The sequence below is a fragment of the Paraburkholderia sp. HP33-1 genome (assembly GCF_021390595.1).
Taxonomy (GTDB): Bacteria; Pseudomonadota; Gammaproteobacteria; order Burkholderiales; family Burkholderiaceae; genus Paraburkholderia.
This window is the reverse complement of the sequence record NZ_JAJEJR010000002.1, coordinates 498,595-516,073: the sequence shown is the minus strand read 5'-3', so window position 1 is coordinate 516,073 and position 17,479 is coordinate 498,595. Positions and strand designations below refer to the sequence as shown.

The following is a 17,479-nucleotide window of genomic DNA, read 5'->3' as shown; positions in this document are numbered from 1 at the left end:
TCCGTGCAAACGCAACACAACACGAACACGACGCTCATGAAGGTTCGGCGGACCGCGCGGTCTCGCCCGTGCCCGTGACCACGGCTGGTGCATCGGCTGCCGCGCCCATCGTCACCAGCACGCTGCACATCACGCGATCGAGCAGCAGCCCGTCGTGGCGGCCACTCCACCAGCGCGCGAGTCCATGACTGCGACGATGCCCGACGACGACCAGATCGGCCTTCAGATCGTTGGCGAAGTACGGAATCTCATCGAGCGGTTCGCCGATCGCGAGATGACCGGTCGCGCGAATTCCGCGTGCGGCGAGTTTCTGCAAGCCCTCGTCGAGCACCGTTTTGGCGGATTCGTTGATGAAATCGACCGGCACCGCGGAGGTGATGTCCGCGCCCTGCATCCAGGCCGTATGGTTGATCACGGAAAGCAGGTGCACTTCCGCCTGCAGATCTTGCGCGAGAGCGGCACCGTCCTTCAACGCGTGTTGTCCTTCGCGTGTTCCGTCGTAACAGAGAAGAATGCGCTTGAAGCTCGACATGAGAACCTCCCTGCGCGGGTGCGCGGCACATCGTTATCAAAGTATATGTCGATTCGCGATATATACCGCACCGCGCCACGCATGCTAGTACCTGCAAAAACGCCGTGGAAAAACGCACTATAAGCGGACCCACGCAAACCTGAATAAGCAGGATTGCGAAACGTGGCCGCGACGCACGTCGTTTCACCGCGACTCTTTCAACGAACTACAGTCCCCAGATAATGTCCGCGTCCGAGGCTCGCGCCGCGCGCATCATGTGCAGAAACGGCCACGCTCGCTGCGATAGCCGGTTCGGCGAATCGCGCTGATTGCTGGCCGAGCAGTGCAATGCTTCGAGCGTCGTTTCCGCGGCAGCGTCTTCGGTGATGGCGGCTTCGAGCCGATCGATCGCATGCGGCAACTCGTCATGGCTAATGACGCCGCGCTCGCTGAGCCGCTTGCCGATCAGGCCGAGCAGATATTGGGCGAGGTCCCTGAGCATGACGACATCCGGCGACGCCGTCGATTGAAATGTGATCATCATGATGGCTCCTTGATAGAAATATCAGACAACGGGCCAACGAATCCCCCTGTCATTATTTTATATCACGCCATGATGGAAAAGAACGCGCGGAAGTCGATCGCGGTCCATGCTGGACGACCTCGGCCGCACTCCCGACTGTCTACGATAGGCGACAGATTTCCCGCGCCGCGAGCCGGGTCGAGAACTTTTTATATCATATTGAAATATAATCATGACCAGAGTGTATTCGCGTTGCCAGGGTTTCCCCGGTAATGTCCGGCCCGGCATCATCGACTACTTTCTGCTCCTATCTTGTCCCGCACATCTGTTTCCGGCTGGCTTGCCAGCTTTCTCCCCGCCCCGGTCACCGTGAAATGGCACGAGCGTGCGCGTTCATGCCTCGGCGCGTTGCTCGGCATCGTGTTCACAGGCGGTCTGATGGTTCTGCTGCTCGGTCCCGCCGCGAACATTCCGCTGCTGGTCGCGCCGATGGGCGCGTCCGCCGTGCTGCTGTTCGCGGTACCCGCGAGCCCGCTCGCGCAGCCGTGGTCGATCATCGGCGGCAACCTCGTATCGGCGACGATCGGCGTGACCTGCGCGATGCTGATCAGCGATCCGACGCTCGCGGCCGCTCTCGGGGTGTCGCTGTCGATCTGCGGTATGTTCGCGCTGCGCTGCGTGCACCCGCCGTCGGGCGCGGTCGCGTTGACCGCGGTGCTGGGCGGCCCGGTCATTCACGCGCTCGGCTATCGCTTCGTGCTCGAACCTATCGCGATCCAGTCGGCCGCGCTGCTGTTCGCGGCGCTCGTCTATCACGCGGCGACCGGCCACCGCTATCCGCATGCGGGCCGCCAGGACCGCCCGACACCGAGCCAGGCCGCCGACGAAGCCGCACGCGTCGGCTTCACGCGCGACGACGTGACGGCCGTGCTCGCACGCCGCGATGAAATGCTCGACATCGACGCGGACGACCTCTATTCGCTGCTGCGCGAAACGCAGCTTCAGGCTTTCTCGCGCAGTTTCGACGAATTGCGCTGCGAAGACGTGATGTCGCGCCATGTCGTGTCGGTCTCACCGGACACGCGCGCCGCCATCGCATGGGAGCTGTTCAAACGCAACAACGTGAAGGCGTTGCCGGTCGTCGACGCCGGGCAGAAATTGCTCGGCATCGTTACGCGCGCCGATTTCGTCGACAGGAAAAGCTTCGGCGTGCTCGCGCCGATCTTGAACTATTTCGACGGCTGGCTGCGCGGCGATGCGCTTCGCCCGCCGAATGTCGGCAACGTGATGACCACCGACGTTTGCAGCGTCGCGGCAAACGCGCCGATCACCGAACTCGTGCCGATGTTCGCGAACTTCGGTCATCACCACGTCCCGGTGCTCGATCACGCGGGGCGCGTGGTCGGCATGATCACGCAGGTAGACCTGATCTCCGGCCTGTATCGACAAACCGCCACCCAAGCCCGCAAGGCGGCCTGACTTTCAATTAAAAGAGCAAGGAGACCTGCCGCGCGATGCCGTTGCGACAGCCGCAATTCACCCATATACATCACGACGTGATATATTTTCGGTTTCTTCACATCGGCGGATATCCCATGAAAGTACGGACTCGCAAGCTCGTCAAGAGCGATTTCGAGCAGTTGTCGAAGTTTCGCTACCAGATGCGGCGCTTCGAGCGCTTCTCGGAGCAGGCCGCGCAGAACGAGGGCATCACGCCGTTGCAATACCTGTTGTTGCTGCATATCAAGGGCTATCCGGAGCGCGACTGGGCAACCGTCGGTGAACTCGCGGAGCGTCTGCAGGCGCAGCATCACGGCGTCGTCGCACTGGTATCGCGCTGCGAGGCACTGAATCTGGTGCGCCGCCAGGTCAGCGAAACCGATCGCCGCCAGGTTGAAGTCCACCTTGAAAAAGCGGGGGAACGGGTACTCGAGAGGCTCGCGGAACTGCACCGCGCCGAATTGAGATCACTCGAAGGCTCCTTCCAGATTCCACAGATCGACCTCGACTAACCATGAGCATGGATTCCCACAAACGCGACTTCGCGGCGAACGCACGGCTGCCCGGCATTTTCGCGCTCGCCGCGTGCATCGGCGTCGTCAGCACATTTGCCGCCTTTGCTCTGCTGAACCTGATTCGCCTCTTCACCAATCTGTTTTTCTTCGGCACGCTGTCGTTCGTCGACCGCTCGCCCGCCACCAACACGCTCGGCCTGTGGGTGATCTGTGTGCCGGTGATCGGCGGCCTGATCGTCGGGTTGATGGCGCGCTTCGGCTCCGAGAAGATTCGCGGCCACGGCATTCCCGAGGCGATCGAAGCGATCCTGTTCGGCAAGAGCAAGATGTCGCCGAAAGTGGCGGTGCTCAAGCCGTTGTCGTCGGGCATCGTGATCGGCAGCGGTGGGCCGTTCGGCGCGGAAGGCCCGATCATCATGACCGGCGGCGCACTCGGCTCGCTGATCGCGCAATGCGTGAAGGTCACGTCGGCGGAACGCAAGACGCTGCTCGTGGCCGGTGCCGCGGCCGGCATGACCGCGGTGTTCGGCACGCCCGTCGCGGCCGTGCTGCTCGCGGTCGAACTGCTGCTGTTCGAATGGCGGCCGCGCAGTTTTCTGCCGGTCGCGGTGGCCTGTGCGGTCGCCGGTTTCGCCCGAGCGATTTTCTTCGGTACAGGTCCGCTGTTTCCGCTGCAGACCGCCGTGCCCGATGGCTGGTCGCTGCTGTCGTGCGCGGTTGCCGGCGTGCTGTCGGGCGCGCTGGCGTCGGGCCTGTCCGCCGCGCTCTACAAGGTGGAAGACCTGTTCGGCAAACTGCCGATCCACTGGATGTGGTGGCCGGCGCTCGGTGGCATCGTGGTCGGCATCGGCGGCTGGCTCGAACCGCGCGCGCTCGGTGTCGGTTACGACGTGATCGGCGATCTGCTGCATCAGCACATTGCGGTGCAGGTCGCGCTTGCGTTGCTGGCCGTGAAGGCGGTGATGTGGGTCATCGCGCTCGGCTCGGGCACGTCGGGCGGCGTGCTCGCACCGCTGCTGATGCTCGGCGCCGGGCTCGGCACGGTGCTCGCGCACTGGTTGCCCGGCAGCGAGCCGGCGCTGTGGCCGCTCGTCTGCATGGCCGCGACGCTCGGCGCGACGCTCGGCGCGCCGCTGACGGCCATCGTGTTCGCGTTCGGTCTCACGCACGATGCCAACGCGCTGCTGCCGCTGCTGACGGCGACGCTGATCGCGCACGGGTTCTCCGCAGTCGTGATGCGACGCTCGATCATGACCGAGAAAATCGCGCGCCGCGGTTATCACATCTATCGCGAGTACGGCGTCGATCCGCTCGAGCGTCACTATGTCGACGAAGTGATGACCGGCTCGGTCGAATCGGTCGATGCCGCCACGACGGTCGGCGCAACACTGCAGACGCTGTTCGGCGCGACCCAGCTGCGCCGCGCCTATCCGGTGGTACGCGACGGCGCGGTGATCGGCGTGGCCGAGCGCATGTTGCTCGAACGTTTCTGCGCCGAAGACCCGGAGCGAAAACACGCAATGACGCTCGCCGACGTGTTCGCGCAGCATAACCCCGCCTTTGCCTTGCCCTCCGAAACATGCCGGCTCGTGGCGACGCGGCTTGCCGTGCTGGGTCTCGAACGCCTGCCGGTGGTCGCCGATAGAAACAGCATGCGTCTGGTCGGTATCGTGTCGCGTAGCGATCTGGTCAAGCCGTCACTGGCTCACTTCGAGGAAGAACACAAGCGGGAGCGCTTTCGTCGCATCGGACCGTCGCTGGGCAAGCGGCGCTTCGCGCCAGTTCGCAAAACCGGCTAAAAAGAGGTTCCTCGCGGTTTTCCGGGGACGGCAACCATCGGCCCTCGAGCGGCGGCATACGGAATCTCGCCTGCGCTTCACCAAGCAGACGTTCGGGGGGAACACACGGGCTTTTTGCGCGAGTCACGCGATTTGTTCGCTTGCCAACAGATCCTAATCAAATGCGTCGATGCTGTGATTCATTGTCGGGCTACCCGTGTGAGACTATGTGCTCTCCCACGCCGGGCAAGCTGCCTGCGATAAAAAAGTCGACCGTTGGCGACGCACATTTCATTGGGAATCCCTGGGGGTTTCTACCAATAACTCGACCTTATGAGGATTTTCGATGACTACGAACGACGACGGCACGGCTGGCGTGCCAGATGAGGTTGTTGCGACGACGACGGAAGAGCCGATCCAGGAGCCCGATGCGTCAGGCGACGTTGTTGATGTGGCGGTAGCCGAGTCAGACGACGCTGCAGATGCGGCGGTAGCTGAGTCGAGCGACATTGCGGATGAGGCGGTAGCTGAGTCAGGCGACGCTGCAGATGCGGCGGTAGCTGAGTCAGGCGACGTTGCGGATGAGGCGGTAGCTGAATCAGCCGACGTTGCGGATGAGGCGGTAGCTGAATCAGGCGACGTTGCGGAAGAGGCGGTAGCTGAGTCAGGCGACGCTGCAGATGCGGCGGTAGCCGAGTCAGCCGACGTTGCGGATTCGGCGGAAGCTGAGTCAGACGACGCTGCGGATGCGGCGGAAGCTGAAAGTGCGGAGGCGGAGGCCGGCGAACCCGCGGATGAGAACCCAACGGCCGATCCAGTAGATCCGGCCGTCGACGAAGACGGCGAAGTCAAGGAAGATTGACGGTCGGCGCCCTGGGCAACCGTTATAGTCATCCGCCCGCAGTCTCGCAGCCGGCGCCGGGAGTGGCGCATCCGGTGCCGGAGCTACAATTGGGAAACCTTTCTGGATTCGCCTTTCCGCGAATTCATGTAGAACCAAAAATGAGCCACGAGAAATAATAAAAGGCCGAGGCCCGTGAGGGACTCGGCCTTTCTATTTGCACAGCCAGTTATTTGCCCGCCCCGCGCGGCTCGACGCAACCGAGCACGAGCGTATCGCCCGATTTCGCGCCGGGACTCAGCGCAGCAGTGTGAAAGTCCGCGTGGTCGCAATGCCATTCGACGTGGAAGTTGCTTGCGCACGCCATTGTCGTGCCGCCTTTGAGCAGGCCAGGCATCGCGTAATCGCAAGTCTCGCGTCCGTTGCAATGACGCGCAAGCTCGCGAGTCAGATTGCCGCGCGGCGCGCCGCAATTCTCGCCATAGGTGCCCGAGACGATCGTAATCGCGCGCATCTCCGCGCCACTGTTCGCAGACACCATGAAAACGCCTGCTAACACGAGCGCGCCGCTGAGAACTCCACTGAGAAAAACCCTTTTGTCCCGCGAAGGTTCGATCGGCCTCATCACTTTGCACCTCCGTTCCCGCCAATTCGGCGACGCGTTCAACCAGAACGCATCGCCTCTTCCTGGTATAGAGGAAAGAACAAAGGATTGCCACACCAACGCGAAACGCTTGCACCGGGCGCGATAAACGCTGCTATTCAAGCGCCTTGTCGTTCGGCTGCGCGTAAAGCTGCTTCAGCGAATCGCTCATCGGAAAGTCGAAGCTGATGTTCTTCGGCGGCACGGGCTTGATGAACCATCTGTCGTACATCGTGTGGATTTCCGGTCCTTTCATCGTCTGTTCGAGCGTGTCGTCGACGAGTTTTCTGAACTCGGGATCATCGCGGCGCATCATGAAGCCATACGCTTCCGACGATTGCGGCGTGCCCGTGATGATCCAGTCCGACGGTTTCGCGGTCAGCGTGCGCGTGCCGGCAAGCAACACGTCATCCATCATGTACGCGACGGCACGTCCGCTCTCGAGCGTGAGGCGCCCTTCGCCGTAATCCTTCGCGCTGATGATCTGCATGTTCATCTTTTTGTCTTCATTCATCTTGCGCAGGATGCGCTCGGACGTCGTGCCCTGATTCGTCACCACCGTCTTGCCCGCGAGATCCGGGAAGTCCTTGATGCCCGAATCCTTGCGCGTCAGAAGACGCGTCGTCGCGACGAAGAACGTGTCGCCAAACGTCACCTGGCTTTGCCGCGCGGCGAGATTGGTCGTCACGCCGCATTCGAGATCGACCGTGCCGTTCTGCACGAGCGGAATGCGATTCTGCGAGGTGACAGGGATGAAGCGCACCTTGAGGTCCGGACGCTTCGCTTTCGCCTTCACCGCATCGATGACCTTGTTGCACAGGTCCTGCGAAAAGCCGATCACCTGGTTGTTCGCGTCGACGTACGAGAACGGTACCGAAGTCTCGCGATGGCCAATCGCGATGACGCCGCTTTGCTGGATTTTCGCGAGCGTGGACGTCGCGTCCTGCGCGAACGCGCCCGGACTCACCGAGGTTGCCGCCACGAGCGCGGCAGCAGCGGACCAATTCATCACTTTCATGGGTTTCTCCGATCGTGCGGTAAGTTCTTGATTGATGGCGGGCATCGTCTTCGCCAGCCGTCTACATATGTTGCCATTAAAAAAATAATTGCAACATATGTTAACTACCGAGTGTTGAAACGCAACGCCGGCAAATGCTTTCCGTCCACTCAGTCACCGGCAATCCGTACCGGGCACCATTCTCAAAACCGTACAGGTACTGTACCGGGCCGTATCGCTAGAATGAGCTTCACCGTTTTCTGTTGGCGACACCGGAGCCCCCATGTCTTTCGTCACTCTCAGCGCGCTGCCAGCCGGCATCCTGTTCGCGCTCGTCACCTCGATCACGCCCGGTCCGAACAACACGATGCTGCTCGCGTCGGGCGTCAATTTCGGCTTTCGCCGCACGCTGCCGCATCTGTCCGGCATCAGCGTCGGGGTGGTGCTGTTGATGCTGTCGGTCGGTATCGGTCTCGGCGAGGCGTTCGTGCACTTTCCTGTCCTGTACACGGTGCTCGAAGTCGTCAGCGTCGCTTATCTGCTGTATCTCGCGTGGAAAATCGGCACATCGGGCGAGCTGAAGCTCAGGAAGGGCGAGCGCCGGCCGATGCGCTTTCATGAAGCGATCGCGTTTCAGTGGGTGAATCCGAAGGCGTGGATGATGGTGCTGACCGCCGCGACGACGATTCATGTCAGCAACAGCTTCGGCATCAACGCGGTCGCGATGGCGGCGGTGTTCTATGTAGTCGGCTTTCCGTGCATCTGCGTGTGGGCGGGTTTCGGCACGGCGATGCGCGAGGTGCTGTCGAGTCCGAAGCGGCTGCGCGTCTTCAACATCGCGATGGCGCTCCTGCTCGTGGCGTCGCTGTATCCGATCGCGCTCAAGCTGGTTGGGCTTGGCGGCTGAGCGCAGGCAAAGCGGCGTCTACCACATGCCCTGCCCGACCCGCTCGATGAAGCGCCATAACGCGTCGTCGGTCGAATACGGCGCGTTGAAGCGGAACCAGCCGCTCGGCGCGTCGTCAGGACGGAAGTAGGAGCCCGGCGCGAGCCAGATACCGTGCCCGAGCGCGGCGGTCGCGACCTCGGCGGCGCGCTCGGCTTCGATCGGCAGGCGCGCCAGCATGAAAAGCCCCGCGCGCGGCCGGTGAAACACTTCGAGCCCCAGCGCGTCGAGCCGTTCTTCGAGCGCCGTGTGCGCGAGCTTCAGCCGTTCGTTGACCGTCTCGACGTGGTGCGCGTAGCGCCCTTCCACCAGCACTTTGTCGACGATCCGCTCGATCGTTTCCGACGACGTCAGCCCCACCGCCATCTTCGTGCGCGCCAGCTCGCGCAGCACCGCCTGTTCGGCGACCACATAGCCGCAGCGCAGCGCCGGCGTCACCGTCTTCGAAAAACCGCCGACGTACAGCACGCGCTGCAGGCCTTCCATCGCCGCGAAGAGCGGCGCACCGGCCGGCGCGAGTTCGCGGCTCACGTCGTCCTCGATCACCCAGATGCGCTCGCGCTCTGCGATCTGCAGCAAGCGGAACGCGGCCGACATGCCGTACGTCGCGCCGGTCGGATTCTGCAGCGTCGTGTTGACGAAAATCGCCTTCGGCTTGTGCCGCTCGACCAGCGTGGCGAGCACATCCGTATCGACGCCGGCAGGTGTGCGCGGCACGCCATGCACGACCAGCCCCGCGAGCTTCAGGATCTGCAGCAGGTTGCAATAACCGGGATCCTCGACGATCACCGCATCGCCCGCGCGCAGCAGCGTACGCACGATCAGATCGAGCCCCTGCGTCGCGCCTTGCGTGAGCAGCACGTTCGCGACGTCGACGGGCAGGCCGCGCCGGTCGAGCTGTTCGGCGATGCGCTCGCGCAGCGGCGCGAAACCGTACGGATGGCCGTAGTCGCCAATGCGCGCGGCCGGCACCCGGCTCAGCGCGCGCAACGCGTGCTGCAGGCCGCTCTCGTTGATCCATTCGCTCGGCAACCAGCCGCAGCCGGCCTTGATCGGCACCGAATGATCGGCGAACACGTCGGACAGCAGCCACGTCGCGGTCAGGCTCGGCGGCTGCCAGTCGGCGACGGCCGCGCGCGTGGCCGCGAGGCGCGCCGCCACGCGATAGCCGGAGCCGCGCCGCGCGACCACGAGCCCCATCGACACGAGCCGGTTATACGCCTCTGTCACCGTGAAGGTGCTCAGCGCGTGGCTTTGCGCGAGCTGGCGCACCGATGGCAGCAGCGCGCCGGCGCGCAGCGACTGCGCGTCGATCGCGCGCGCGAAGCCTTGCACGACCTGTTCGACGAGGGTTGGCGCCGCACGCCGGTCGCGTTGAAGGTCCAGTTCGATCATGATTCGGGCAAAAAACCAGGGGCAAAAAAATGAACCGCGAACCGCCCACCTACCGGCACAGTTCGCGCGAATCCGCCAGCACAGTTGGCACCACACCTGGTCAACTGTTTATGCCGCCATTAAACCTCGGGCGCTACAGTTTTGGCTACGCCAAAAGCCCTCAGCCCCCCAACTTCGAGGAGATGCCATGACTTCGCGCCCCGTCATCGACGATCTGTCGTCATTCTGGATGCCCTTCACCGCCAACCGCCAGTTCAAGGCCGCGCCGCGCCTGCTGGAGTCGGCGAAGGGCATGTACTACCGCAGCACCGACGGGCGCGAGATTCTCGACGGCTGCGCCGGCCTGTGGTGCGTGAATGCCGGCCATAGCCGCGACGAGATCGTCGCCGCGATCACGCAGCAGCTGTCGACGCTCGATTTCGCGCCGACCTTCCAGATGGGTCACCCCCTGGCGTTCGAAGCGGCGACGAAGGTCGCGGAGCTGATGCCGGCCGGTCTCGATCGCATTTTCTTCACGAACTCGGGCTCCGAATCGGTCGACACCGCGCTGAAAATCGCGCTCGCCTACCACCGCGCGCGCGGCGAAGGTCAGCGCACGCGTCTGATCGGTCGCGAGCGCGGCTATCACGGGGTCGGTTTCGGCGGCATTTCGGTCGGCGGCATCGCGCCGAATCGCAAGACGTTTTCGGGCGCGCTGTTGCCGGCGGTCGATCATCTGCCGCACACGCACAATCTCGAACACAACGCGTTCTCGAAGGGCCAGCCCGCGTGGGGCGCGCATCTGGCCGAGGAACTGGAGCGCATCGTCACGCTGCACGATGCCTCGACGATCGCCGCAGTGATCGTCGAACCGGTGGCCGGCTCGACCGGCGTGCTGATTCCGCCGCAAGGCTATCTGCAGAAGCTGCGCGAGATCTGCACGAAGCACGGCATCCTGCTGATCTTCGACGAGGTGATCACGGGTTTCGGCCGCGTCGGCAAGGCAACCGCGAGCGAGTACTTTGGCGTCACGCCGGACCTGATTACGCTGGCGAAGGCGATCAACAACGCGTCGATTCCGATGGGTGCGGTCGCGGCGAGCCGCGCGATTCACGACACGGTCGTAGGTAGCGGCGCACCTGGCGCGATCGAACTGTTCCATGGCTACACGTACTCGGCACATCCGGCCGCGGCCGCGGCCGCGATCGCCACGCTCGACCTGTATCGTCGCGACAAGCTGTTCGAGCGCGCGGCCAGCCTCGCGCCGACGTTCGAAACCGCCGCGCATGCGCTGCGCGGCGCGAAGCACGTAAAGGACGTGCGCAACCTCGGCCTCGTCGCCGGCATCGAGCTCGAATCGCGCGACGGCGCGCCGGGCGCACGCGCTTACGAGGCGTTCGTCAAATGCTTCGAGGCGGGCGTGCTGATCCGCTTCACCGGCGACATCCTTGCGTTCTCGCCGCCGCTGATCATCGACGAAGAGCAGATCGCGCGGATCTTCCGCACGGTTGGCGAGGTGCTGGCGACGGTGCAGTAAAAACGCGCGAAAGCGCGCGATCCGGCGACAACCAAAGAGCGGCGGCACGCGTAGGCGTGCGCCGCTCTTTTCCTTTGCGGGCGTCTTCGCGAACGGCTCAGCAATACCGGCCTCTCACGAAGGCAATCCGCGCGCCCCAACGTCAGTGATGCGCGCGCGACGCGCGTGTTTGTGCGGCCTTCTTCGCGGCGGCGGAGCGACCAGCCGCGCCCTTCGTCGCAGCGGCTCTTTTCGCGGCCGCCGAGCGGCTCGCCGCAGGCCGTTTGGCCGCCGCCGACCTGGCCTGCTTCGACATCGCCGCCGGCGACGCCCCGGCCTTGCTCTCGCGCTTGAGGACGCTGGTGCTCACGCGCGAGCGTTTCGCACTCGACTCCGTGCTCGCGCTCTTCTTCGCGACGCGGTCCTGCTTGCCCGCCGCGCTGTCGTTCTGCGCTTTCTTGCGGGTCGCCTCGCTCGTCGCGCCTTTCTTCGGCGGCTTGACGTCGACGCCCGCGCGGCGCGCCTCGGACAGTCCGATCGCGATCGCCTGCTTCGGCGAACGCACGCCATGCTTGCCGGCGCGCACCTTGTCCACCTGTTCCTTGATGAACTCTCCCGCTTGAGTACTCGCTGATTTGCCGGCTCGTTTATCGGCCGCGGCACGCTTCAAGGTTTTCTGCTCTGGCATGACGATTCTCCGGTTGTGGGGGACTTTATCGTTCAGCAATGAGCGTGCCGGAGCGCCCACCCCGGCCGAAGTTCGGCGCGGCGCGGAGGGACTCGCGTGCATCGGCGGGACGGCGTATGGTTGTGGACAAGGGGCGGCGCAGGGTCTGCTCCGACAGCATTGCTTGCTGTGCAAGGGAGACAGCCATGAAGATAACCACCGTTCGCGCCGGCGCGCATATCGAAGGCGTGCACTGGGTCGCGGAGTACGCCGAAGAGGCCCACGAAATCCGCCTGTTTCGCGAGGGGCAGGAAGTGGACGTACACAACGCGCCCTCCACTCTGTTCGGCGATGAAGAAAACTCCGGCTCGAAAAACACCGCCGATCATCGCGCGATGGAGGCGGCCGTGCTCGCCTATCTGAGGCGCTTCGTCGCCGAGCACGACGCGGAAGAGTAGTTTCCGCCCCGCCAGCAGCAAAACCCATCGCGCGGCAGTCACCACGGACCGCCGCGCGCCACGTCCTCAATCCGCCGGCCGCAGCTTCTTCACCTCGGCATCCGACGGCTGCACGCTCGCGCCATCCACGTACCGGTACGACGTCATCACGCCCTTGCCATCCTTCAGGCCGGTGACCCCGACATACGCGCCCATCGTCGACTGGTTGTCCTGCGCTCGGTACATGATCGGCCCGAACGGCGTCTGAACATTCAGCCCCTTGAACGCGGCGGCGAGCTTGTCCGGGTCGGTCGAACCCGCCTTCCTGATCCCGTCCGCGATCGACATCAGCGCCGAATAGCCGACTACCGAGCCCAGCCGCGGATAGTCGTGATACTTCGCCTGATACGCGTCGACGAATTGCCGGTTCGCGGCTGTATCGATCGAATACCACGGATAGCCGGTCACGATCCAGCCGGTCGGCGCTTCGGCGCCGAGCGGATCGAGATAGTCGGGTTCGCCGGTCAGGAGCGACACCACCGCGCGATCCTTGAAGAGCCCGCGCGTATTGCCCTCGCGCACGAACTTGCCGAGGTCGGCGCCGAACAGCACGTTGAAGATTGCATCGGGCTTCGCATCGGCGATCGCCTGGCTCACCGCGCCCGCGTCGACGTTGCCGAGCGGGGTCGCCTGTTCGACGACGAACTGCACGTCGGGCTGCGCAGCCGTCAGCAGCTTCTTGAAGGTCGCCACCGCCGATTGCCCGTACTCGTAGTTCGGATACACGATCGCCCAGCGCTTTTTCTTCAGCTTCGCGGCCTCGGGCACCAGCATCGCAACCTGCATGTAGGTCGAAGGACGCAGACGGTACGTGTATTTGTTGCCATCGGCCCAGACGATCTTGTCGGTCAGCGGTTCGGCCGCAAGGAAGAAGATCTTCTTCTGCTTCGCGAAGTCGGCGAGCGCGAGGCCGGTGTTCGACAGGTAGCCGCCGAACAGCAGTTGCACCTGCTCGCGCGCGATCAGTTCCTGGGCGACGCGAATCGTGTCGCCGGGGTTGGCGTTGTCGTCGCGCGAAACCACTTCGAGCTGCTTGCCGAGCACGCCGCCCGCCGCGTTCACCTGCTCGAGCGCGAGATTCCAGCCTTGCTTGTAAGGCCCGAGAAAGGCAGGTTGTGCCTTGTAGCTATTGATCTCGCCGATCTTGATGGTCTGCTGGGCGCTCGCGCCGAGCGCGGCGAACGAGCACGCGATCGTCACCATAAGGCGAGAGATCCATCCTGCGCGTGTGGTCATGCGTTTCTCCATTATCAGAAGGAATGGTGGTTTTTGTCAGACGTGTGGACGTGCAAGCGTGCGGACAGATGGGCGATCGGCGGCTCATTGCTCGCGCGGTTGCGCACGAATTCTGGCCACGCTCGCGGCCACGTCCTGCCACACCGGCTTGCCGCCCGCGAACTGCGTGTGCAGGTACGACACGAGTTCGGCGACCTGGGCGTCGTTGAAGCTGTCGCGGTAAGCCGGCATCGTACCGAGTTCGGGCCGGCCAGGCGAGCCGATGCCGTCGAGAATCACGCGAATCAGGTTGTCCGGCGTCGCGCCGAACAGTTGCGGCCCGCTGCCACCTGCCTCTCCTTTCGCCGAGACTACCGGATGCATTCACACGCTCAGATAAGCGCGCCTCACTGATTCGTTCTGTGCGAGTTCGCCGATCGTGCCGCTGAAACGGATCTGTCCTTTTTCGAGCACATACGCGCGGTCGCTGACCAGCTCGGCGAAGTGCAGATTCTGTTCGGATAACAGAATGGACAGCCCTTCGCGTTTCAGTTCGAGAATCATGTTCGCCATCTGCTCGACGATCACGGGCGCAACGCCTTCGGACGGTTCGTCGAGCAGCACCAGATGCGGATTGCCCATCAGCGTGCGCGACACGGTCAGCATCTGCTGCTCGCCGCCGCTCATCTGGCCGCCGGGGCGCTGCGGCATTTCGCCGAGATTCGGAAACAGGCGGAACAGCTTTTCGGGGGTCCATTGCGGCGCGCCTTCGCGCGGCGGCTGGCGGCCCGTGTCGAGGTTCTCCATCACGGTCAGGTCCGCGAACACGCGACGGTCCTCGGGCACGAAACCGACCCCCATGCGCGCGATCTTGTACGGCGCCAGCGCGCTGATGTTCTGGCCGCGAAACGTCACTTCGCCGTGGCGGCGCGGCAGCAGTCCCATTACCGCTTTCATCGTCGTCGATTTGCCCGCGCCGTTGCGGCCCATCAACGCGACCACCTCGCCGCGGCCGACTTCGAGGCCGACGTCGAACAGGATGTGCGCGCGGCCGTAGAACGCGTTGAGGCCGGAGACTTTCAGCATCGGTTCGCTCATTGCAACGTCCCCTGGCCGTTCTGCGCGTTGTCCGCCGCGTCCTGTAGCGGCGCGTGCGGCCGGAATGTCTTCCCCGTGCCGAAATAGACTTCCTGCACGCGCGCGTCGTTGCGGATCGTGTCAGCGTCGCCCTCGGCGATCAGCTTGCCGCGCGCAAGCACGATCATCCGGTCGGCGTACGCGAATACGACGTCCATGCTGTGCTCGGTAAACAGCACGCCGATCCTGTGTTCGGTCACGAGACGTTTGGTCAACGCCATCAATTCGTTGCGCTCCTTCGGCGCCATGCCGGCGGTCGGTTCGTCCATCAACAGCAGCTTCGGCCGGTTCGCGAGCGCGATCGCGAGCTCGACGCGCTTCACGTCGCCGTACGCGAGCACGCCGCACGCACGCTTCGCGTGCGCGCCCATGCCGACCTGTTCGAGCAGCGCGAACGCTTCGTCGGCATAGTGCGAGCGCGCTGGCTTCCACAGGCCGAAGGTCTTCTTCTCGCGCGACACCAGCGCCATCTGCACGTTTTCGAGCACCGTCATCGAGTTGAACGTCGCGGCGATCTGGAACGTGCGGCCGACGCCGCGTCGCCAGATATCGCGCGGCCGCATGCCGACGAGTTCATGACCGTCGAGCAGGATCGACCCCGCCGACGGCTGCAACTGGCCGTTGACCATGTTGAAACAGGTGGACTTGCCCGCACCGTTGGGACCCAGCAGCGCCAGCAGTTGACCGGCTTCGAGTTCGAATGAAACGTCGTCGACTGCCTTCAGTCCGCCGAACGATCGCGACAGACCGCTTACGCGCAGCAGGCTCATAGGCCCTCCTTGACCGCGGCGGTCCGTTGCGACGGCGACGCGGCGCCGCCGTTGGTCTTGTCGGCCTGATCGCCATTCGAATCGCCGAAACGCTCGCGAATGAAGCCGACGATACCCTGCGGAAACGCGATCACCAGCAGCAGGATCGCGAAGCCGAGCAGCGCCTGCCAGTAGTCGGTCTGGCGCGCGACCGTATCCTGCAGCCAGGTGAACACGGCCGCGCCGACGATCGGCCCGCTCAGGGTCTGCAAGCCACCGAGCAGCGCCATCACGAGACCATCGACCGAACGGCTCACGCTGATCACTTCGGGCGAGATGTTGCCCTTCGAAAACGCGTACAGCGATCCGGCAAGCCCGCAGAACAACGCCGCGATCACGAACGACGCCCACTGCACCCGCTTCACGTCGATGCCGATCGCCTCGGCGCGCAGCGCGGAATCGCGCGACGCGCGCATCGCAAACCCAAGCGGCGAGAACAGCATGCGGCGCAGCAGCCACACACCGAGCACCGCGCACGCGAGCGTCAGGTAGTAGAACGCGACCGGCGACGACAGCCAGTTCGACGGCCAGAGGCCGAGAATGCCATTGCTGCCGCCGGTCACGTCGTCCCACTGGAACACGACCGACCAGACGATCTGGGCGAACGCGAGCGTCAGCATCGCGAGATAGACACCGGAGAGGCGCACGCAGAACCAGCCGAACACGAGTGCCCCCACCACCGCGAGCAGCGGCCCGAGCAGCAACGCGGCTTCCATCGGCAGATTCAGTACCTTGAGAAACAGCGCCGCGCCATACGCGCCCAGTCCGAAGTACGCGGCATGGCCAAACGAATGCAGGCCACCCGGGCCCATGATGAAATGCAGGCTCGTCGCGAACAGCACCGCGATCAGGATTTCGACGAGCAGCACCGGCATATACGGAAACGCGTTGGCCGCGAGCGGCGCGAGCACGAGCACCAGCAACGCGGAGGCGGCGAGCCACTTCAGACGCTTGCCCGCCGGGCGCAACGGCGTTTCCGGCGCGCCCATCGCGCGCACCGCGGCGCTCGCGCGGCCGAGCAGCCCCCACGGCCGCACCACCAGCACGACCGCCATCACGACGAATTCGGCCACCAGCGTGAAGCGGCTCAGCGACAAACCAATGCCGAAAATCGTCACGTGCCCGATGCCGATGCACAGCGCCTTGATCTCGGCGATCAGCAACGCCGCGACGAACGCGCCCGGAATCGAACCCATGCCGCCGACCACCACGACCACGAACGCATTGCCGATCGTCTCGAGATCGAGCGACAGGTTCGCCGACATGCGCGGCCCTTGCAGCGCGCCGCCGAGTCCCGCGAGAAACGCGCCGACGAAGAACACGCCGGTAAACAGCCACGCCTGATTGATGCCGAGCGCGCCGAGCATCTCGCGATCCTGGGTCGCGGCGCGCACCAGCGTGCCCCAGCGCGTGCGCGTCAACGCGTACCACAGCAGCAGCAATACGACCGGGCCGATCACGATCAGCGCGATATCGTAAGTGGGCAGCGGATGGCCGAGAAAATCGACCGCGCCCGCAAGATGCGGCGCGCGCGGGCCGAACAGATCGTCGGGGCCCCATAGCCATAGCGCGGTATCGCGAAAGATCAGCACGAGCGCAAAAGTGGCGAGCAGATGGAACAGCTCGGGCGCCTGATAGATCCGCCGCAACACGACGATTTCGACGAGCGCGCCGAGCACCGCAACCGCGAGCGCGGCGGCCAGCACCGACAACCAGAAGCCGCCCGCCGTGTGGCCGAAGCGGCTCGCGATGCTGTACGCGACGTAGATGCCGAACATATAGAACGATCCGTGCGCGAAGTTGACGATGCGCGTCACGCCGAAGATCAACGACAAACCGGCGGCGACCAGAAACAGCGTCGACGCGTCGGCGAGTCCATTGACCAGTTGTACCAGCAGATTCGAAAGCATCGCGACCCTCGGCAGCTCGCCGAACGGCGCTTGCGCAACACGCGCAGCGGCCCGATCGGCGGACGTTGCAGCGCGGACGGCACCATGCGCGCCCGCGTCA

Annotated in this window: 17 protein-coding genes and 1 pseudogene; 7 read left to right on the top strand and 11 right to left on the bottom strand. The window is 64.2% G+C overall.

The window, feature by feature from the left end:
- Positions 1-34: 34 nt before the first annotated feature.
- Together L0U81_RS18385 and L0U81_RS18380 are read right to left on the bottom strand one after the other, a co-directional pair.
- Positions 35-532 carry a universal stress protein gene (locus L0U81_RS18385; protein ID WP_233804962.1) on the bottom strand — a complete coding sequence of 166 codons (498 nt, stop codon included), beginning with the start codon at positions 530-532 and terminating at the stop codon, positions 35-37.
- A 205-nt stretch (positions 533-737) separates the two neighbouring features.
- A complete protein-coding gene (locus tag L0U81_RS18380) occupies positions 738-1,055 on the bottom strand; it encodes a DUF1840 domain-containing protein (protein WP_233804961.1) in 318 nt (105 codons plus the stop codon).
- 291 nt (positions 1,056-1,346) lie between these two features.
- On the opposite strand from L0U81_RS18380, the gene L0U81_RS18375 reads away from it, so the two are divergent.
- From L0U81_RS18375 to L0U81_RS18360, 4 genes are all read left to right on the top strand, one after another.
- Positions 1,347-2,513, top strand: a complete 1,167-nt coding sequence (locus L0U81_RS18375) for an HPP family protein (RefSeq protein ID WP_233804960.1) — start codon at positions 1,347-1,349, stop codon at positions 2,511-2,513.
- A 116-nt stretch (positions 2,514-2,629) separates the two neighbouring features.
- A complete protein-coding gene (locus L0U81_RS18370) occupies positions 2,630-3,046 on the top strand; it encodes a MarR family winged helix-turn-helix transcriptional regulator (protein WP_233804959.1) in 417 nt (138 codons plus the stop codon).
- A gap of 2 nt (positions 3,047-3,048) precedes the next feature.
- On the top strand, positions 3,049-4,848 hold the full coding sequence (locus tag L0U81_RS18365; protein WP_233804958.1) for a chloride channel protein: 1,800 nt from the start codon (positions 3,049-3,051) through the stop codon (positions 4,846-4,848).
- Between the two features lie 325 nt (positions 4,849-5,173).
- Positions 5,174-5,689 (top strand): mucin-associated surface protein, encoded by a 516-nt coding sequence (locus L0U81_RS18360; RefSeq protein ID WP_233804957.1) that lies wholly within the window; start codon positions 5,174-5,176, stop codon positions 5,687-5,689.
- A gap of 208 nt (positions 5,690-5,897) precedes the next feature.
- On the opposite strand, the gene L0U81_RS18355 is transcribed toward L0U81_RS18360, so the two are convergent.
- Together L0U81_RS18355 and L0U81_RS18350 are read right to left on the bottom strand one after the other, a co-directional pair.
- A complete protein-coding gene (locus L0U81_RS18355) occupies positions 5,898-6,209 on the bottom strand; it encodes a hypothetical protein (RefSeq protein ID WP_233804956.1) in 312 nt (103 codons plus the stop codon).
- A 217-nt stretch (positions 6,210-6,426) separates the two neighbouring features.
- Complete coding sequence (locus tag L0U81_RS18350) at positions 6,427-7,329, bottom strand: glutamate/aspartate ABC transporter substrate-binding protein (RefSeq protein WP_233804955.1); 903 nt, start codon at positions 7,327-7,329, stop codon at positions 6,427-6,429.
- Positions 7,330-7,591: 262 nt separating this feature from the next.
- Here L0U81_RS18350 and L0U81_RS18345 point away from each other — a divergent pair, with 262 nt between their 5' ends.
- On the top strand, positions 7,592-8,215 hold the full coding sequence (locus L0U81_RS18345; protein WP_233804954.1) for a LysE family translocator: 624 nt from the start codon (positions 7,592-7,594) through the stop codon (positions 8,213-8,215).
- Between the two features lie 18 nt (positions 8,216-8,233).
- On the opposite strand, the gene L0U81_RS18340 is transcribed toward L0U81_RS18345, so the two are convergent.
- Positions 8,234-9,649 (bottom strand): aminotransferase-like domain-containing protein, encoded by a 1,416-nt coding sequence (locus tag L0U81_RS18340; protein WP_233804953.1) that lies wholly within the window; start codon positions 9,647-9,649, stop codon positions 8,234-8,236.
- 187 nt (positions 9,650-9,836) lie between these two features.
- On the opposite strand from L0U81_RS18340, the gene L0U81_RS18335 reads away from it, so the two are divergent.
- A complete protein-coding gene (locus tag L0U81_RS18335; RefSeq protein WP_233804952.1) occupies positions 9,837-11,165 on the top strand; it encodes an aspartate aminotransferase family protein in 1,329 nt (442 codons plus the stop codon).
- 142 nt (positions 11,166-11,307) lie between these two features.
- On the opposite strand, the gene L0U81_RS18330 is transcribed toward L0U81_RS18335, so the two are convergent.
- Positions 11,308-11,832: a DUF6496 domain-containing protein gene (locus L0U81_RS18330; protein WP_233804951.1), complete on the bottom strand. Its 525-nt coding sequence runs from the start codon at positions 11,830-11,832 to the stop codon at positions 11,308-11,310.
- A gap of 185 nt (positions 11,833-12,017) precedes the next feature.
- On the opposite strand from L0U81_RS18330, the gene L0U81_RS18325 reads away from it, so the two are divergent.
- Positions 12,018-12,269 carry a hypothetical protein gene (locus L0U81_RS18325; RefSeq protein ID WP_233804950.1) on the top strand — a complete coding sequence of 84 codons (252 nt, stop codon included), beginning with the start codon at positions 12,018-12,020 and terminating at the stop codon, positions 12,267-12,269.
- Between the two features lie 66 nt (positions 12,270-12,335).
- On the opposite strand, the gene L0U81_RS18320 is transcribed toward L0U81_RS18325, so the two are convergent.
- The 5 genes and pseudogenes from L0U81_RS18320 to L0U81_RS18300 all read right to left on the bottom strand — a co-directional run bounded on the left by L0U81_RS18320 (position 12,336) and on the right by L0U81_RS18300 (position 17,379).
- The gene (locus L0U81_RS18320) at positions 12,336-13,544 is read right to left on the bottom strand and encodes an ABC transporter substrate-binding protein (RefSeq protein ID WP_233804949.1); all 1,209 of its coding nucleotides are present in this window, start codon (positions 13,542-13,544) and stop codon (positions 12,336-12,338) included.
- Positions 13,545-13,628: 84 nt separating this feature from the next.
- Positions 13,629-13,871 (bottom strand): annotated as a pseudogene (locus L0U81_RS18315) (c-type cytochrome); the annotation flags it as partial.
- A gap of 36 nt (positions 13,872-13,907) precedes the next feature.
- The gene (locus L0U81_RS18310) at positions 13,908-14,621 is read right to left on the bottom strand and encodes an ABC transporter ATP-binding protein (RefSeq protein ID WP_233804948.1); all 714 of its coding nucleotides are present in this window, start codon (positions 14,619-14,621) and stop codon (positions 13,908-13,910) included.
- Entirely contained in the window at positions 14,618-15,430 is an 813-nt protein-coding gene (locus L0U81_RS18305; RefSeq protein ID WP_233804947.1) for an ABC transporter ATP-binding protein, read from the bottom strand. The genes L0U81_RS18310 and L0U81_RS18305 overlap by 4 nt, the downstream gene beginning before the upstream one ends.
- Complete coding sequence (locus L0U81_RS18300) at positions 15,427-17,379, bottom strand: ABC transporter permease (protein WP_233804946.1); 1,953 nt, start codon at positions 17,377-17,379, stop codon at positions 15,427-15,429. Before L0U81_RS18300 ends, L0U81_RS18305 begins: the two co-directional genes overlap by 4 nt.
- Between the last annotated feature and the right edge of the window lie 100 nt (positions 17,380-17,479).

Coding starts and splice junctions, on each gene's coding strand:
- L0U81_RS18385 (WP_233804962.1), bottom strand. CDS start 532: ATGTCGAGCTTCAAGCGCATTCTTCTCTGTTACGACGGAACACGCGAA.
- L0U81_RS18380 (WP_233804961.1), bottom strand. CDS start 1,055: ATGATGATCACATTTCAATCGACGGCGTCGCCGGATGTCGTCATGCTC.
- L0U81_RS18370 (WP_233804959.1), top strand. CDS start 2,630: ATGAAAGTACGGACTCGCAAGCTCGTCAAGAGCGATTTCGAGCAGTTG.
- L0U81_RS18365 (WP_233804958.1), top strand. CDS start 3,049: ATGAGCATGGATTCCCACAAACGCGACTTCGCGGCGAACGCACGGCTG.
- L0U81_RS18360 (WP_233804957.1), top strand. CDS start 5,174: ATGACTACGAACGACGACGGCACGGCTGGCGTGCCAGATGAGGTTGTT.
- L0U81_RS18355 (WP_233804956.1), bottom strand. CDS start 6,209: ATGGTGTCTGCGAACAGTGGCGCGGAGATGCGCGCGATTACGATCGTC.
- L0U81_RS18350 (WP_233804955.1), bottom strand. CDS start 7,329: ATGAAAGTGATGAATTGGTCCGCTGCTGCCGCGCTCGTGGCGGCAACC.
- L0U81_RS18345 (WP_233804954.1), top strand. CDS start 7,592: ATGTCTTTCGTCACTCTCAGCGCGCTGCCAGCCGGCATCCTGTTCGCG.
- L0U81_RS18340 (WP_233804953.1), bottom strand. CDS start 9,649: ATGATCGAACTGGACCTTCAACGCGACCGGCGTGCGGCGCCAACCCTC.
- L0U81_RS18335 (WP_233804952.1), top strand. CDS start 9,837: ATGACTTCGCGCCCCGTCATCGACGATCTGTCGTCATTCTGGATGCCC.
- L0U81_RS18330 (WP_233804951.1), bottom strand. CDS start 11,832: ATGCCAGAGCAGAAAACCTTGAAGCGTGCCGCGGCCGATAAACGAGCC.
- L0U81_RS18325 (WP_233804950.1), top strand. CDS start 12,018: ATGAAGATAACCACCGTTCGCGCCGGCGCGCATATCGAAGGCGTGCAC.
- L0U81_RS18320 (WP_233804949.1), bottom strand. CDS start 13,544: ATGACCACACGCGCAGGATGGATCTCTCGCCTTATGGTGACGATCGCG.
- L0U81_RS18310 (WP_233804948.1), bottom strand. CDS start 14,621: ATGAGCGAACCGATGCTGAAAGTCTCCGGCCTCAACGCGTTCTACGGC.
- L0U81_RS18305 (WP_233804947.1), bottom strand. CDS start 15,430: ATGAGCCTGCTGCGCGTAAGCGGTCTGTCGCGATCGTTCGGCGGACTG.
- L0U81_RS18300 (WP_233804946.1), bottom strand. CDS start 17,379: ATGCTTTCGAATCTGCTGGTACAACTGGTCAATGGACTCGCCGACGCG.